Source organism: Azonexus sp. GW821-FHT04F04 (assembly GCF_059420025.1).
Genome location: NZ_JBWKSX010000014.1, coordinates 45,103 through 60,050, shown reverse-complemented (window position 1 = coordinate 60,050; position 14,948 = coordinate 45,103). Strand labels below are relative to the sequence as shown.

At 58.4% G+C, this 14,948-nt stretch carries 15 protein-coding genes; 2 read left to right on the top strand and 13 right to left on the bottom strand.

What is annotated here, in order from left to right; translation table 11 throughout:
* Positions 1 to 65: 65 nt before the first annotated feature.
* A complete protein-coding gene (gene trxB / locus AC07TV_RS20460) occupies positions 66 to 1,022 on the top strand; it encodes a thioredoxin-disulfide reductase (protein WP_494650219.1) in 957 nt (318 codons plus the stop codon).
* 2 nt (positions 1,023 to 1,024) lie between these two features.
* Entirely contained in the window at positions 1,025 to 1,771 is a 747-nt protein-coding gene (locus AC07TV_RS20455) for a Smr/MutS family protein (protein ID WP_494650218.1), read from the top strand.
* A gap of 87 nt (positions 1,772 to 1,858) precedes the next feature.
* On the opposite strand, the gene AC07TV_RS20450 is transcribed toward AC07TV_RS20455, so the two are convergent.
* The 13 genes from AC07TV_RS20450 to AC07TV_RS20390 all read right to left on the bottom strand — a co-directional run bounded on the left by AC07TV_RS20450 (position 1,859) and on the right by AC07TV_RS20390 (position 14,931).
* Complete coding sequence (locus AC07TV_RS20450) at positions 1,859 to 2,197, bottom strand: P-II family nitrogen regulator (protein WP_494650217.1); 339 nt, start codon at positions 2,195 to 2,197, stop codon at positions 1,859 to 1,861.
* Between the two features lie 24 nt (positions 2,198 to 2,221).
* Entirely contained in the window at positions 2,222 to 3,838 is a 1,617-nt protein-coding gene (locus AC07TV_RS20445) for an NAD+ synthase (protein ID WP_494650216.1), read from the bottom strand.
* 7 nt (positions 3,839 to 3,845) lie between these two features.
* Positions 3,846 to 4,394, bottom strand: a complete 549-nt coding sequence (ppa, locus tag AC07TV_RS20440; RefSeq protein WP_226495934.1) for an inorganic diphosphatase — start codon at positions 4,392 to 4,394, stop codon at positions 3,846 to 3,848.
* A gap of 60 nt (positions 4,395 to 4,454) precedes the next feature.
* Positions 4,455 to 5,240: a 3'-5' exonuclease gene (locus tag AC07TV_RS20435; RefSeq protein WP_494650215.1), complete on the bottom strand. Its 786-nt coding sequence runs from the start codon at positions 5,238 to 5,240 to the stop codon at positions 4,455 to 4,457.
* A complete protein-coding gene (cysM, locus tag AC07TV_RS20430; RefSeq protein ID WP_494650214.1) occupies positions 5,237 to 6,136 on the bottom strand; it encodes a cysteine synthase CysM in 900 nt (299 codons plus the stop codon). Before cysM ends, AC07TV_RS20435 begins: the two co-directional genes overlap by 4 nt.
* Entirely contained in the window at positions 6,129 to 7,127 is a 999-nt protein-coding gene (gene rfaD, locus AC07TV_RS20425) for an ADP-glyceromanno-heptose 6-epimerase (RefSeq protein WP_494650213.1), read from the bottom strand. The genes cysM and rfaD overlap by 8 nt, the downstream gene beginning before the upstream one ends.
* 9 nt (positions 7,128 to 7,136) lie before the next feature.
* Entirely contained in the window at positions 7,137 to 8,072 is a 936-nt protein-coding gene (gene rfaE1 / locus AC07TV_RS20420; RefSeq protein ID WP_494650212.1) for a D-glycero-beta-D-manno-heptose-7-phosphate kinase, read from the bottom strand.
* Positions 8,073 to 8,075: 3 nt separating this feature from the next.
* Complete coding sequence (locus AC07TV_RS20415) at positions 8,076 to 9,395, bottom strand: UDP-glucose dehydrogenase family protein (RefSeq protein ID WP_494650211.1); 1,320 nt, start codon at positions 9,393 to 9,395, stop codon at positions 8,076 to 8,078.
* 8 nt (positions 9,396 to 9,403) lie between these two features.
* Positions 9,404 to 10,576 (bottom strand): lipopolysaccharide assembly protein LapB, encoded by a 1,173-nt coding sequence (gene lapB, locus AC07TV_RS20410; protein ID WP_494650210.1) that lies wholly within the window; start codon positions 10,574 to 10,576, stop codon positions 9,404 to 9,406.
* Positions 10,573 to 10,854, bottom strand: coding sequence for a LapA family protein (locus tag AC07TV_RS20405; protein WP_494650209.1), 282 nt, complete (start codon positions 10,852 to 10,854; stop codon positions 10,573 to 10,575). Before AC07TV_RS20405 ends, lapB begins: the two co-directional genes overlap by 4 nt.
* A 70-nt stretch (positions 10,855 to 10,924) precedes the next feature.
* Positions 10,925 to 11,209: an integration host factor subunit beta gene (locus AC07TV_RS20400; protein WP_117609136.1), complete on the bottom strand. Its 285-nt coding sequence runs from the start codon at positions 11,207 to 11,209 to the stop codon at positions 10,925 to 10,927.
* A gap of 12 nt (positions 11,210 to 11,221) precedes the next feature.
* Positions 11,222 to 12,901 carry a 30S ribosomal protein S1 gene (rpsA, locus tag AC07TV_RS20395; RefSeq protein WP_226404481.1) on the bottom strand — a complete coding sequence of 560 codons (1,680 nt, stop codon included), beginning with the start codon at positions 12,899 to 12,901 and terminating at the stop codon, positions 11,222 to 11,224.
* Positions 12,902 to 12,993: 92 nt separating this feature from the next.
* A complete protein-coding gene (locus tag AC07TV_RS20390) occupies positions 12,994 to 14,931 on the bottom strand; it encodes a bifunctional 3-phosphoshikimate 1-carboxyvinyltransferase/cytidylate kinase (RefSeq protein ID WP_494650208.1) in 1,938 nt (645 codons plus the stop codon).
* Between the last annotated feature and the right edge of the window lie 17 nt (positions 14,932 to 14,948).

Here is a 14,948-nt window from a genome sequence, read left to right as displayed (position 1 = left end):
CTTCGAAAAAATTGCAGGCTCAGAGAACGCTATAATTTTCCCATTAATCACCCAAGAGGATGACCATGTCCCAAAACGCCCGTCACAACCCACTCATCATTCTCGGCTCCGGCCCGGCCGGCTACACCGCCGCCGTCTACGCTGCCCGCGCCAACCTCAAGCCAGTGCTCATCACCGGCATGGCCCAGGGCGGCCAGCTCATGACGACAACCGAAGTCGATAACTGGCCGGCCGATGCCGATGGTGTGCAGGGCCCCGATCTGATGGCCCGCTTCGAAGCCCACGCCCGCCGCTTCGAAACCGACATCGTCTTCGACCACATCCATACCGCCAAACTGACCGAGAAGCCCTTCACCCTGATCGGCGATTCCGGCACCTACACCTGCGATGCCCTGATCATCTCGACCGGCGCTTCGGCCCAGTACTTGGGTCTGCCTTCCGAGGAAAAGTTCATGGGCAAGGGCGTTTCGGCCTGCGCCACCTGCGACGGCTTCTTCTACCGCAACAAGCCGGTCGCCGTGGTCGGTGGCGGCAACACGGCCGTCGAGGAAGCACTCTACCTCGCCAATATTGCCAGCCATGTGACACTGATCCATCGCCGCGAAAAATTCAAGGCCGAAAAGATCATGCAGGACAAGCTGTTCAAGAAGGAAGCCGAAGGCAAGATCACCATCCTCTACAACACCACGCTCGACGAAGTGCTCGGCGACGATTCCGGGGTCACCGGTCTGCGCGTCAAGAACAAGCTCACCGACGCGACACAGGATGTGGCGGTGCACGGCGTTTTCATCGCCATCGGGCACAAGCCGAACACCGACATCTTTGCCGGCCAGCTGGAAATGGACAACGGCTACCTGGTCACCGAAGCCGGCCGCAATGGCAATGCAACGCAGACCAGCATCACCGGCGTTTTTGCCGCCGGCGACGTCCAGGACCAGATCTACAAGCAGGCTTGCACGTCAGCCGGCACCGGCTGCATGGCGGCGCTCGACGCCGAGCGTTACCTCGACGCGCTCGCCTGAATTTGATCGACCCGGAAGACCTTGCTGCCTTCCAGGCGGAAGTGGCCGACATCAAGCCACTGCCGCCGGTCAATCGCGTTCAGCTGAACAAACCGAAGCTGGTAGCCCCACCCCGGCCGCCGGCCAGCGAAAAAAAGCCTGCCGAACGCAAAAAAGCACGCCCGGAGGCTTTGCCGGCGCACTGGAGCACTCCCGCCGAAGCAAAGCCGCCAGCCAAACTCGATCCGGTCCAGGCCGAATTTCGGGCTGCGATGAGCGGCGTCCAGCCACTCCCCCCGCCCAACCTCGTCGTGCACGGCAAACGGCCACCGCCACCCCGCCCGCTCCAGCATCTTGCCGACGAACAGGCCGCCCTGCACGAAAGCCTGCACGGCCACATCGGCCTGCAGGATCGCCTCGAGGGCGGTGACGAGCCGCATTATTTGCGCACCGGATTGGCCCAGAATGTCCTGCGCGATTTGCGCCGCGGACGCTGGGTAATTCAGGATGAAATCGACTTGCACGGCCTGAACCGGGATGAAGCCCGGCAGTTGCTCGCCGGTTTTCTGGCTGAATGCCTGCATCACGGCAAGCGTTGTGTCCGGGTCGTGCATGGCAAGGGTCTCGGTTCGCCGCAGAAAACCCCCATCCTGCGCCAACTGGTGCGCGGCTGGCTGGCCCAACGCCAGGAAGTGCTGGCCTATTGCCAGGCCAAGCCGCCCGATGGCGGCGAAGGCGCGCTGATCGTTCTGCTGCGCAACCAGAAATGACAAAGGGCAGCCGCAGCTGCCCTTTTCATTTTTGGCCGTTTTTTACGGTTGACCGTAGAAATGCGATCTCCGGCCCGAAGACAGTGATCAGATCGCGGCTTCGTTCGTTTCGCCGGTGCGAATGCGCACTACCTGCTCAACCGAGGTGACAAAAATCTTGCCATCGCCAATCTTGCCGGTACGCGCTGCCTTGATGATGGCCTCGATGGCTGGTTCGACATTGTCGGAATTGACGACAATCTCGATCTTGATCTTGGGCAGGAAATCGACCACGTATTCGGCGCCACGATACAACTCGGTATGCCCCTTCTGGCGACCGAAACCCTTGACCTCGGTAACAGTCAGGCCGGCGATACCGATTTCTGACAGGGCCTCGCGCACTTCGTCGAGCTTGAACGGTTTGATGACAGCTTCGATTTTTTTCATGGGCTGATTCCTCTTTGCAGGTTCTTAAAATTCGTCTGAATATCGATTGGTAATAGGATACCGCCAATCCTTGCCAAAACCACGCGTCGTTATGCGAATGCCGATCGGCGCCTGACGGCGCTTGTATTCGGCGACATGAAGCAGACGAACAACCCGCCGCACCGCATCTTCGGGCAACCCGGCGGCGATGATTTCGCGCGGGCTGCGGTCTTCTTCCATGTAGGCGCGGACGATGGCATCGAGCACCTCGTAGGGTGGCAATGAATCTTGGTCAGTCTGATCGGGTTTCAGTTCCGCCGATGGCGGCCGGACGATGATGTTTTCAGGAATCACCAGATCGCCCTGGCACAGCGTATTGCGATAACGCGACAAACGATAGACCAGCGTCTTGTAGACGTCCTTGATCACCGCGAAGCCGCCGGCCATGTCGCCGTACAGCGTGCAGTAGCCAACCGCCATTTCCGACTTGTTGCCGGTGGTCAGCACAAGCGACCCCGTCTTGTTGGAGATGGCCATCAGGATGTTGCCGCGAATGCGCGCCTGGATGTTTTCTTCGGTCGTATCGGCCGGCAGGCCGACGAACAACGGATCAAGCATGCTGCTGTAGACGTCCATCGCTGGCGCAATGGCGATCTCGTCGTAGCGCACGCCGAGGACGCGGATCATCTCGCGTGAATCATCGAGACTCATCTGCGCCGTATAGGGTGACGGCATCATGACCGCCCGCACCTTGTCGGCACCCAGCGCATCGACCGCGACGCAGAGCGTCAGCGCCGAGTCGATACCGCCGGACAGGCCGATGATGGCGCCCTTGAACCCGGTCTTGCCGATGTAGTCACGAACGCCGAGAACCAGCGCCTGGTAGGCTTCGGCCTCGATCGACAACTCTTCGGCCAGCTGTTCGGAATAGAGGTGGCCGGCATCGAAATCAACGATGCCCAGCGCTTCCTCGAACGAAGGCAAGCGCATGCAGCATTTTTTCCGGGCATCGAGCGCGAACGAAGCGCCATCGAAGACCAGCTCATCCTGGCCGCCGACCAGATTGCAGTAGATCGCCGGAATGCCCGTGGCGTCGATGCGCTCGCCGAGTACCTGGGCGCGTTGCTGATGTTTTTCGAGATGGCAGGGCGAGGCGTTAAGGACCAGCAGCAGTTCGGCGCCCGCCTTCCTGGCCAGCTCGGCTGCGCCCTCTTCCCAGATATCGGCGCAGATATTGATGCCGCAGCGCACGCCACCGAGGGTGACGACACAGGCGTCAGCACCAGGCTCGAAATAACGTCTTTCGTCGAAAACTTCGTAATTCGGCAGGCGAATCTTGCGGTACACCGCTATTTTCCGGCCATTTTCGATGACCGTCGCCGCATTGAAGCAGTGACCGTCATGCTCGGCAGGATGGCCGACGATAACGGCGATGCCATCGACCCGGCAGGCCAGGTCATCAAGCGCCCGGTTGCAGGCCCGGTAGAAATCCGGGCGTAGCAACAGGTCTTCGGGCGGGTAGCCGCATAACGCCAGTTCGGGCGTCAGCAGCACCTGAGCGCCGCGGGCTTTGGCCTCGACGGCGCACTGGATGATGCGTTCGACGTTGCCCGTCAGGTCACCGACGGTGGCGTTGAACTGGGCAACGGCGATACGCAACATGACGTGCTTAGTAAGCCGGCTTGTCTTTCGCGTCGTTGTAACGCTGGATGCCGGTCAGAATCTCGTTTCTGGCGGCTTCAATGCCTTCCCAGCCATTGACCTTGACCCACTTGCCTGGCTCGAGATCCTTGTAGTGCTCGAAGAAGTGGGCGATCTGCTTGCGCAGCAGTTCCGGCATGTCTTCATAGGTCTTGACGTCCTTGTAGAGCGGGGTCAGCTTGTCGACCGGGACGGCCAGAAGCTTGGCATCCTCGCCACCTTCATCGGTCATCGACAGCTGACCAAGCGGGCGGCAACGCACGACAACACCCGGCGGCAAGGAGAACGGGCTGACCACCAGGACGTCGACCGGATCGCCATCACCGGCGATGGTGTGGGGGATGTAGCCGTAATTGCAGGGATAATGCATCGAGGTCGACATGAAACGATCGACGAAAATCGCGCCGCTTTCCTTGTCAACTTCGTATTTGACGGGTTCGGAATGGGCCGTGATTTCGATGATGACGTTGAAATCGTCGGGCAGCGACTTGCCGGAAGGAACGTTGTTTAGAGCCATCGTTATCTCTCTGCGGTTGGGTTTGAGAACTTGTAATTATACCGTCGAGGCAGCGCTTATTTACTGCCAGGCGGCGAGAAACTCTTGCCAGTGCAGCGCACCGATCCGGGCCAACTGGGCCTTGATGAAATCACATTCGGCCAGCTCTTCGGCGGCGGTCAGCTCGCCGCGCATGCGGCGGAAACGGTTATAGACCAGATAGGTATTGATCACATCGGTCTCGCAGTAATCCCGAATCTCGGCGCTCTTGCCAGCCTGCCAGGCCTCCCAGACCTTGCCGCCATCCATGCCGAGCTTGCCAGGAAAACCGTAAAGCTTGGCCAGATCGTCGAGCGGCGCGTTGGCCCGGGCGTTGTAGAGGGCCAGCAGATCCATCAGATCGAGATGGCGCATGTGGTAGCGGCTGATATAGTTGTTCCACTTGAAATCGCGCGAATCGGCGTAGTCGCCGTCACCGAGATCCCAGTAGCGCGGTGCGGCAACACCGTGCAACATGCCGCGGTAGTGCAGGACCGGCAGATCGAAACCGCTGCCATTCCACGAAACGATCTGTGGCGTAAACTTCTCGATGCCATCGAAGAAGCGCTGGATGATGGCGCCTTCGTTGAGATCCGGCTCAGACAGCGACCAAACCTTGAGTCCCTCGCTGGTACGCAGCACGCAGGAAATGGTGACAATGCGCTGCAGGTGCAATTGCAGGAAGTCATTGCCCGTCTTGGCGCGCCGCTGCTGGAAGGCGAGTTCGGCGACTTCATCGTCGGAAAGCCCGGCCGGCAGATCGTTCAGGCGGCGGAGGCCAGCGACGTCGGGAATGGTCTCGATGTCAAAGACGAGAACAGGCTTCATGCCGGGAAAACGCCCGTAGACAGGTAGCGATCGCCGCGGTCGCAGACGATGGTGACGATCACTGCATTTTCCAGCTCCTGCGACAGTCGCAAGGCCACCGCCAAGGCGCCACCGGATGAAATGCCGGCGAAGATGCCCTCTTCCATCGCCAGCCGGCGTGTCATGGCCTCGGCATCGGCCTGACTGACGCTTTCTACACGGTCAACCCGATTTTTATCGAAAATTTTAGGCAGGTAAGCTTCCGGCCATTTGCGGATGCCGGGGATTTGGCTGCCGTCTTCCGGCTGGCAACCGACGATCTGGATGGCCGGATTTTGCGTCTTGAGGTACGCCGAAGTACCCATGATGGTGCCGGTCGTCCCCATGCTGGAAACGAAATGCGTGATCTTGCCGTCGGTGTCACGCCAGATTTCCGGGCCGGTGCCTTCGATATGAGCCAGCGGATTATCCGGGTTGCCAAACTGGTCGAGGATGATCCCCTTGCCTTCGTCGCGCATCTTTTCTGCGACGTCGCGACACAGTTCCATGCCGCCATCCTTTGGCGTCAGCACCAGTTCGGCGCCGTAGGCGCGCATGCTCTGGCGGCGTTCGATGCTCTGGTTCTCGGGCATCACGAGAATCATCTTGTAGCCCTTGATCGCCGCCGCCATGGCCAGCGCGATGCCGGTGTTGCCGGAAGTCGCCTCGATCAGCGTGTCACCGGGCTTGATGTCGCCGCGTGCTTCGGCGTGGACGATCATCGACAGCGCCGGGCGGTCTTTCACCGAACCGGCCGGGTTGTTGCCTTCAAGCTTGGCCAGAATGACGTTGTTGCGCTGGTCGTTTTCAATGCCCGGGATGCGCACGAGGCGAACCAGCGGCGTGTTTCCGACAAAATCCTGCAGGGTTTTATACATTTTTATTGAGCCACTCGATGTATTGGGAGACGCCCTCCTCAACCGTCGCCATCGGCGCAGCGTAGCCGGCGTCGCGCAGGCGCGTCAGATCGGCCTGGGTGAATGCCTGATACTTGCCTTTCAGCGCCTCGGGGAAGGCGACGTATTCCAGCAAACCCTGTGCCCGCAATTCGTCAAGCGATAGCGGCGCTTCGCTTTTTGCCTTCCGGCAGCCGTTGACCGCAGCAACCGCGACATCGTTGAAACTCTGCGCCCGACCGGAACCGAGGTTGAAAATGCCGGACTTTTCCGGGTGATCGAGGAAATACAGATTGACCTTGGCGACGTCGCCGACGAAAACGAAATCGCGCTGCTGACCGCCGTCCGGGTAGCCGTGCGAACCTTCGAACAACTTGACCTTGCCGTCAGCGCGGAACTGGTTGAAGTTGTGGAAGGCGACGGAGGCCATGCGCCCCTTGTGCGTTTCGCGCGGACCATAGACGTTGAAGTAGCGGAAGCCGACGATCTGCGAAGACGGGTCCTGCGCCAGCTTCTGGCGGACGATCTGGTCGAAGAGGAACTTGGAGTAGCCGTAAACGTTGAGCGGCCCTTCGTATTGGCGCTCTTCCTTGAAAACGTTGCTGGCCCCGTAGGTGGCGGCGCTGGAGGCATAGAGGAACTGGACATCCTGATCGAGACACCAGTCGAGCAGAATGGATGAATAACGGAAGTTGTTTTCCATCATGTAGCGACCGTCGGTTTCCATGGTGTCCGAGCAGGCACCCTCGTGGAAAATGGCATCGATCTCGCCATCGAAATGGCCGGCCTGAATGCGTGCGATGAAATCGTTCTTGTCGATGTAATCGGCAATCTCGCAATCGATCAGGTTCTTGAACTTGTCGGCCTTGGTCAGGTTGTCGACCGCGATGATCTTCGTTAGGCCCCGCTCGTTGAGCGCCTTGACGATATTGGAACCAATGAAGCCGGCAGCGCCGGTAACGACTGTGTACATGATTATTCCTTACAGGGCTGCGGCAAGTTCTTCACGGCTGACAACGGCGGTACCAAGTTTGCCGACGACGATGCCGGCGGCGATATTGGCGACCCGAATGGCTTCGGCCCAATCGGCGCCGGCAGCGATCATGACGGCCAGTGTGGCGATCACCGTATCGCCAGCTCCGGAAACGTCGAATACTTCGCGCGCCAGGGCCGGCTGATGGTGTGTCTCATCAGCGAAAAGGGTCATGCCCTCCTCGCTGCGGGTAACCAGCAAGGCTTCGAGGCCGAGCTCGCCGCGCAACTTGCTGGCCTTGGCAGCCAGTTCGTCATCCGACGACCAGCGCCCGACAACCTCTTTCAGCTCCGAGCGATTTGGCGTGATCACGGTAGCACCTGAATACTTGCCCCACTCATCGCCTTTGGGATCGACCAGCACCGGTTTGTCGTGAGCGCGCGCGATGCGGATCATCTCGGCGATATGCGTCAATCCGCCCTTGCCGTAGTCGGAAAGGACCACCACATCGGACTGGACAACCCGGGTTTCAAAATCGGCCAGCTTGGCCTGCAGCACTTCGTGCGAAGGGGTCGTCTCGAAATCGATGCGCAGCAGTTGCTGCTGACGACCAATGACGCGCAACTTCACAGTGGTGTCGATTTCACGGTCAACGTGCAAATTGGCATCGATTTGACCTTCTTCGAGCAGGCGCCCGAGCGTACGCCCCGCCTCGTCGTCACCAACCACTGACAGCAGGGCTGAAACGGCCCCGAGCGAAGCGGCGTTGCGGGCAACATTGGCCGCCCCGCCGAGACGCTCTTCCATGCGCTGAACCTTGACCACCGGCACCGGCGCCTCGGGCGAAATCCGGCTGACCTCGCCGAACCAATAGCGGTCAAGCATCACGTCGCCAACTACCAGCAGACGAACCTGCGAAATCTTTTCCAGCATGCTGCTGCTCATTGATCAGCGCCCGATTGCGAAATACTCGATGCCTGTAGCACGCACGAATTTCGGGTCATACAGGTTACGGCCGTCGAAGATCACCGGGCTCTTGAGCGTTGCCTTGATGGCCTCAAAATCCGGACTACGGAATTCCTTCCATTCGGTAACGATCAGCAGCGCATCGGCGTTGTTGAGAGCACCCATCGGGTTTTCAGCATATTGCAGACGGCTGTCATCACCGTAGATGCGCTGGGTTTCGTGGATGGCGACAGGATCGTAGGCCGTCACGGTGGCGCCGGCGGCGAACAAGTCAGCAATCAGTTCACGGCTGGGCGCCTCACGCATGTCGTCGGTATTCGGCTTGAATGCCAGGCCCCACAGGGCGAAATGCTTGCCCTTGAGATCGCCGAAGCGTGCCTTGAGCTTGCGCGTCAGCACGTGCTTCTGGGCATCGTTGGCTTCCTCGACGGCAGTCAGTACCTTGAGGGTAATATCTGCATCGTCCTTGGCCGTCGCGATGAGCGCCTTGACGTCCTTGGGGAAGCAGGAGCCACCGTAACCGCAACCAGGGTAAAGGAAGTGGTAGCCGATGCGCGGATCAGAGCCGATACCCTGACGAACCATTTCAATGTCGGCACCCAGCACTTCAGCCAGATTGGCCAGTTCGTTCATGAAACTGATACGCGTCGCCAGCATGGCGTTGGCGGCATACTTGGTCAGTTCTGCGCTCTTGACGTCAGTAATGATCAGGCGCTCATGGTTGCGCTGGAAGGGTGCGTAAAGGGCACGCATGAGGTGGATGGCCTGCTCTTCCTCGGCGCCGACGACGATGCGGTCGGGACGCATGAAGTCTTCGACAGCCGCTCCTTCCTTGAGGAACTCAGGATTGGAGACAACGCTGTAAGGGATATCGATACCCCGCTTGGCGAGTTCGTCAGCGATGGCAGCCTTGACCTTGGCACCTGTACCAACCGGCACGGTGCTCTTGTCAACAACGACTTTATAGTCAGTCATCAAACGGCCGATGTTGCGGGCTGCGCCAAGAACGTATTGAAGGTCTGCAGAACCATCTTCATCAGGCGGCGTACCAACCGCGATGAACTGAATCGTGCCGTGCTGCACGGCTTTTTCAACGTCGGTGGTGAAGTGCAGGCGACCGGCGGCAACATTGCGGCGGACCATTTCCTGCAGACCAGGCTCGAAGATCGGGATACCGCCTTCTTCGAGAATGCGGATTTTCTCCGGATCGACGTCCAGACAAAGAACATCGTTACCTACTTCAGCCAGACAGGTGCCACTGACCAGACCAACATAGCCGGTGCCGACAACGGTGATTTTCATAAGACTTCCTACAAGGATTGATCGAATTCTTCACTGCGCCGCGGCGGATAGGTTTCCCAACCACCACAGGCCGGACAACGCCAATAGAACTGGCGGGCCTTGAAACCGCAATTATCGCATCGATAGCGCGACAGACGTTTCGTGTAGCCCTGGATAATGGTCCTCGCCAACTCGACATCCGGACGAACCTCCGGCGCCACCAGCGGCAAACGCGCGCTCATCAGTTTTTCCAGGCCTAGCAAGGTGGGATTGCGCTGGAGCTCGGCCCGCACCAAACGATAGGCCGCTTCGACACCTTCGCTTTCAAGAACCAGCTGATAGACCACCTCGAGCAGATCGAGCGAGGGATAGCGTTCAAGATAACCGCTCAGCAGTGCAATGCCTTCGGCCGGCCGTTCAAGCCTGCGATAAGCCTCGAGCAGTCGCTGGGCGACCAGCGCCAGATATGCGGGATCCTGTTGCTCGATACGCTGCCAGGCTTCGATCGCGCCGTTGAGATCGACCTCCTGCATCAACAGATCCCCTTGCAGGAGACTCGCCCGCACGCACTTCCGATTCTCCTGGGTCGCCACCTCAAGATACTCACGCGCCGAATCCGGACGGGAACGCATGATTTCGTTGGCCGCCAGTTCGCAGTAGTACTCGGCGATATCGCGATGCGACGCGACATCCGGCAATTCACGGGCTATTTCTATTGCCTTCAACCACTCCTTCTCGACCTGATAAATTTCCAGAAGACTGCGCTTGGCCTCTTCCTCAAAATCAGTTCCCAACAATTTATTAAATATTTCTTCAGCCCGATCGAGCAGGCCCGCCTTCAAATAATCCTGCCCCAACTCCGACAGCGCCTGCAAACGCACTTTGTCATCGAGATCAGGCAAGTCAATCAGATTCTGGTGCATGCGTATTGCACGCTCGGTTTCGCCACGCCGGCGAAACAGGTTGCCAAGAGCAAAATGCAACTCGACGGTTTGCGAATCAACCTTGGCAACTTCGAGAAAGGAATCGATTGCCTTGTCCGGCTGCTCATTGAGCAGAAAATTCAGACCTTGAAAATAGGAACGGGGCAAGGTGCGCGATTCATGCACGACTTGCTGCATGTCGACGCGGGCAGCGATCCAGCCCAAGGCAAAAAAGGCCGGTATCAGCAGTAGCTGCCAGTATTCGAATAATTCGTTCATGCGTTTGGCGGCGCTTCCGGGGTAAGCGAAGATGGTTTTTGCACAACCTCGCGCTTCAGGCTGGAGATTTCACGGCGCTGCCGGAAAATGACACCAAGCAACGAGAGCGCGCCAAGTATCACGCCACCGATAAAGAAGGCCAGCAAGGCGATCACCAGTGGCGTCTGCCAGATCGCCCCAGGAAGAATGCGCAGGCTTACCGGATCGGTGTTCTGGGTCGCAAAAACGACCAGAAAGATAAAAATAATGGCCCGTATGGCCCAAGTCAGTGCTGTCATGACATTCAATAAAAAAGGGCAGTGAAATCATTCACTGCCCTGAATCTACCACATTGGGCCAAGCCCGACGTCAGATCGCCTGATCGACCCTTTCGCGCAATTCTTTTCCAGCCTTGAAGTGGGGAACCCACTTGGCCGGGACGCCAACCTTTTCCCCTGATTTGGGGTTACGGCCAGTACGCGGCGGCCGATAGTTGAGCGCAAAGCTGCCGAATCCGCGGATCTCGATACGATCTCCTCGCACAAGTGCTTCGGACATCGCATCGAGAATCATCTTGACCGCAAAATCAGCATCTTTCGCCACCAACTGGGGAAACCGCTCCGCCAGCCGGGCGATGAGCTCGGATTTGGTCATGCTTTTGCCTTATCAGCCTTGCTGGTTGAGCTTGGCCTTCAAAAGAGCACCCAGGTTGGTCGTACCGGAGGCAGCAGCGGAAGACTCGGCAGAAAGTTTCTGCATGGCTTCGTGCTGTTCGGCATTGTCCTTGGCCTTGATGGAAAGGTTGATACCACGGGTCTTGCGATCCACGTTGATGATCATGGCTTCAACCGTATCGCCCACCTTGAGGTGCTGCGACAGGTCGTCGATACGATCACGCGAGAATTCGGAAGCACGCAGGTAACCTTCGTTCTCACCATCCAGCGTCAGCACAGCGCCGCGAGCGTCGACCGTCTTGACGGTGCAGTTCACGATGCTGTTCTTTTCGTGGGTAGCGATGAAGTTGGTGTACGGATCACCTTCCATCTGCTTGATACCGAGGGAGATACGCTCCTTCTCGACGTCGATGCCGAGGACCAGCGCCTCAACTTCGTCGCCCTTCTTGAAGTTGCGGATGGCTTCTTCGCCGGTCGCAGACCAGGACAGGTCGGACAGGTGAACCAGACCATCGATACCGCCAGGCAGACCGATGAAGATGCCGAAGTCGGTGATCGACTTGATGGCGCCCTTAACCTTGTCACCCTTCTTGTGGTTCATCGCGAAGTCGTCCCAAGGATTGGCTTGGCACTGCTTCATACCCAGGGAGATACGACGACGCTCTTCGTCGATCTCGAGGATCATGACTTCGACTTCGTCGCCGAGCTGGACAACCTTGGACGGATGAACGTTCTTGTTGGTCCAGTCCATTTCAGAAACGTGAACCAGGCCTTCGATGCCCTGTTCGATTTCAACGAAGGAACCATAGTCGGTCAGGTTGGTGACCTTGCCGAACAGGCGGGTGCCGGCCGGGTAACGGCGGGCGATGCCGACCCACGGATCGTCGCCCAGTTGCTTCATACCCAGGGAGACGCGGTTCTTCTCGGCATCGAACTTGAGGATCTTGGCGGTAACTTCGTCACCGACGTTGAGCACTTCGCTCGGGTGACGGACACGACGCCAGGCCAGGTCGGTAATGTGCAGCAGGCCATCGATACCGCCGAGGTCGACGAATGCGCCGTAGTCGGTGATGTTCTTGACGATACCCTTGACGGTGGTGCCTTCCTTGAGGTTCTCGAGGAGCTTTTCGCGATCTTTGTCAGCGGTGGCTTCGAGCACGGCACGGCGGGACATCACGACATTGTTGCGCTTGCGGTCAAGCTTGATGACCTTGAACTCCATGGTCTTGCCTTCGTACGGCGTGGTGTCCTTGACCGGACGCATGTCGACGAGGGAACCCGGCAGGAAAGCGCGAACACCGTTGGACATGACGGTCAGACCGCCCTTGACCTTGCCGGTGATGGTGCCAGTAACCAGGGAGTTGTTGTTCAGGGCTTCTTCCAGGAAGTTCCAGGCAGCGATGCGCTTGGCGCGATCACGGGACAGGCGCGTTGCGCCGTAGCCGTCTTCCAGCATTTCGATAGCCACTTGGACGAAATCGCCCACCTTGACTTCGAGTTCGCCCTGATCATTCAGAAATTCTTCGAGCGGAACATAGGATTCCGATTTCAGGCCGGCATTGACCACAACGAAATTGTGATCGATGAGCACCACTTCTGCAGTGATGACTTCGCCTTGACGCATTTCCTGGCGAGCCAGGGATTCTTCAAATAGTTGAGCAAAAGATTCCATTGACGGAGAGAGCTTTCATGCTGCCGCGAATCGTGAAATCCACAGCGGGTTAGGGTTTAAAACAAATTACCAGCCACCTGACTGGCAACACCTTACTGCAACGCTTCCCTGCTCCATTCCAGCACCTGATTCACCGCCTGTTCGATGGTGAGATGCGTGGTGTCGAGCAGCTTTGCATCTGCCTCTTGCCGAAGAGGAGCAACGCTACGCTGAGAATCGCGCTCGTCACGTTGCTTCAAGTCCAACAGAAGGTCCGCGAGATTAGCAGAGAATCCTTTTTCGATCAACTGCTTATAACGACGCTCAGCGCGCGCTTCGGCACTCGCTGTCAGGAACACTTTTAGCACTGCGCGGGGGAAGACGACCGAGCCCATATCCCGCCCGTCACCAATCAGGCCAGGCGCCTTGTTGAAGACCCGTTGGCGAAAAAGCAGCGCCTCCCGTACAGCAGGCAGGGCCGCGACTTTCGAGGCCCCCACCGAGAGTTCTTCTGTACGAATGGCGTCACCGACAAGCTCACCATTTAGACGGATGTCACCCCCTGAAAACTCGACGTTGAGCTCAGCGGCAATGGCAGCCACAGCAGTCTCATCCGCCCAATCGACAGCTGCCTGTCGAGCGGCCAGTGCGGTCAACCGGTAGAGGGCACCGGAATCGAGATAGGCGTAACCAAGTGCTGTAGCCACCCGGGCTGCTACTGTTCCCTTGCCGGAAGCCGAAGGGCCATCGATGGCGATGACCGGCGCTGCCTTGGTGACGGCCGCAAAGCGTTCAAAATAATCAGGGAAAGTCTTGGCCACACACTTTGGATCATTGATGCGCAGCGGTGTACCGAAAGCGGCCAATGAGAAACACATTGCCATGCGATGGTCGTCGTAAGTATCAATGGCGGCTGGTTTGAGAGTTGCCGGGGTAACAGATATGAAATCCTCCCCCTCTTCGACCACAGCACCCAATTTACGCAATTCGGTTGCCATCGCCGCAATTCGGTCAGTTTCCTTGACCCGCCAGCTAGCAATATTGCGCAGCGTGGTCGTACCTTTGGCAAACAGCGCGGTCGCCGCCAGCGTCATCGCTGCATCGGGAATGTGGTTGCAATCGAGGTTAACCGCAACCAAGCCTGATTTTGGCGCACGCGCCTCCATCCAGTTCGGCCCCATCTCGATTTCCGCACCCATTTTGGCCAAAGCCTCGGCGAAACGAACGTCGCCCTGGATAGAGTCTCGCCCGACACCTTCAACACGTACGGGTCCGCCGCCTATAGCCCCCTGGGCGAGAAAATACGACGCCGACGAAGCATCACCTTCAACGTAAATCGTTCCCGGCGAGACATAGCGACTACCACCCAGGACTGTAAAACGCTGCCAGCCGTCACGCTGAACCTCTACCCCAAAACGCGCCATGGTCGCCAGCGTGATTTCGATATAAGGTTTGGAAATCAACTCACCAACGACGTCGACCGCAACAGTCTCCCCGGTCAATGGCAACGCCATCAGCAAACCAGTCAGGAACTGGCTGGAAACATCACCACGCACCTTGACCACGCCGCCCGGCTGTATATTAGCCGGCTTCAAACGCAACGGCGGATACCCTTCGTTGCCTAGGTAGGTCACATCCGCCCCCAACTGGCGCAAGCCATCGACCAGATCACCGATCGGCCGCTCATGCATGCGTGCCACGCCCTTCAGCACATAATCACCACCGGCCAGCGCCAGCGCCGCGGTCAATGGGCGAAAAGCCGTGCCGGCATTGCCGAGAAACAATTCAGCCTGCCGGACCGGGCAATTGCCAGAACAGCCCTTGATGTGCCAGTTCTCACCCCCGAGATGGGTAATCCCGACACCAAGCATCTTGAGCGCATCAAGCATGCGTTCAGTATCATCCGAAGCAAGCAAATCACGTACTTCGGTCTCGCCATCGGCCAGTGCGGCAAGGAGCAAAACCCGGTTGGAAATACTTTTCGAGCCGGGCAAACGAACCGAGCCGACAGCGGAAATGAGTTGGGGCAGATCGAGGAATTCGTGGGTCACACAGTCACCGTGGTCAT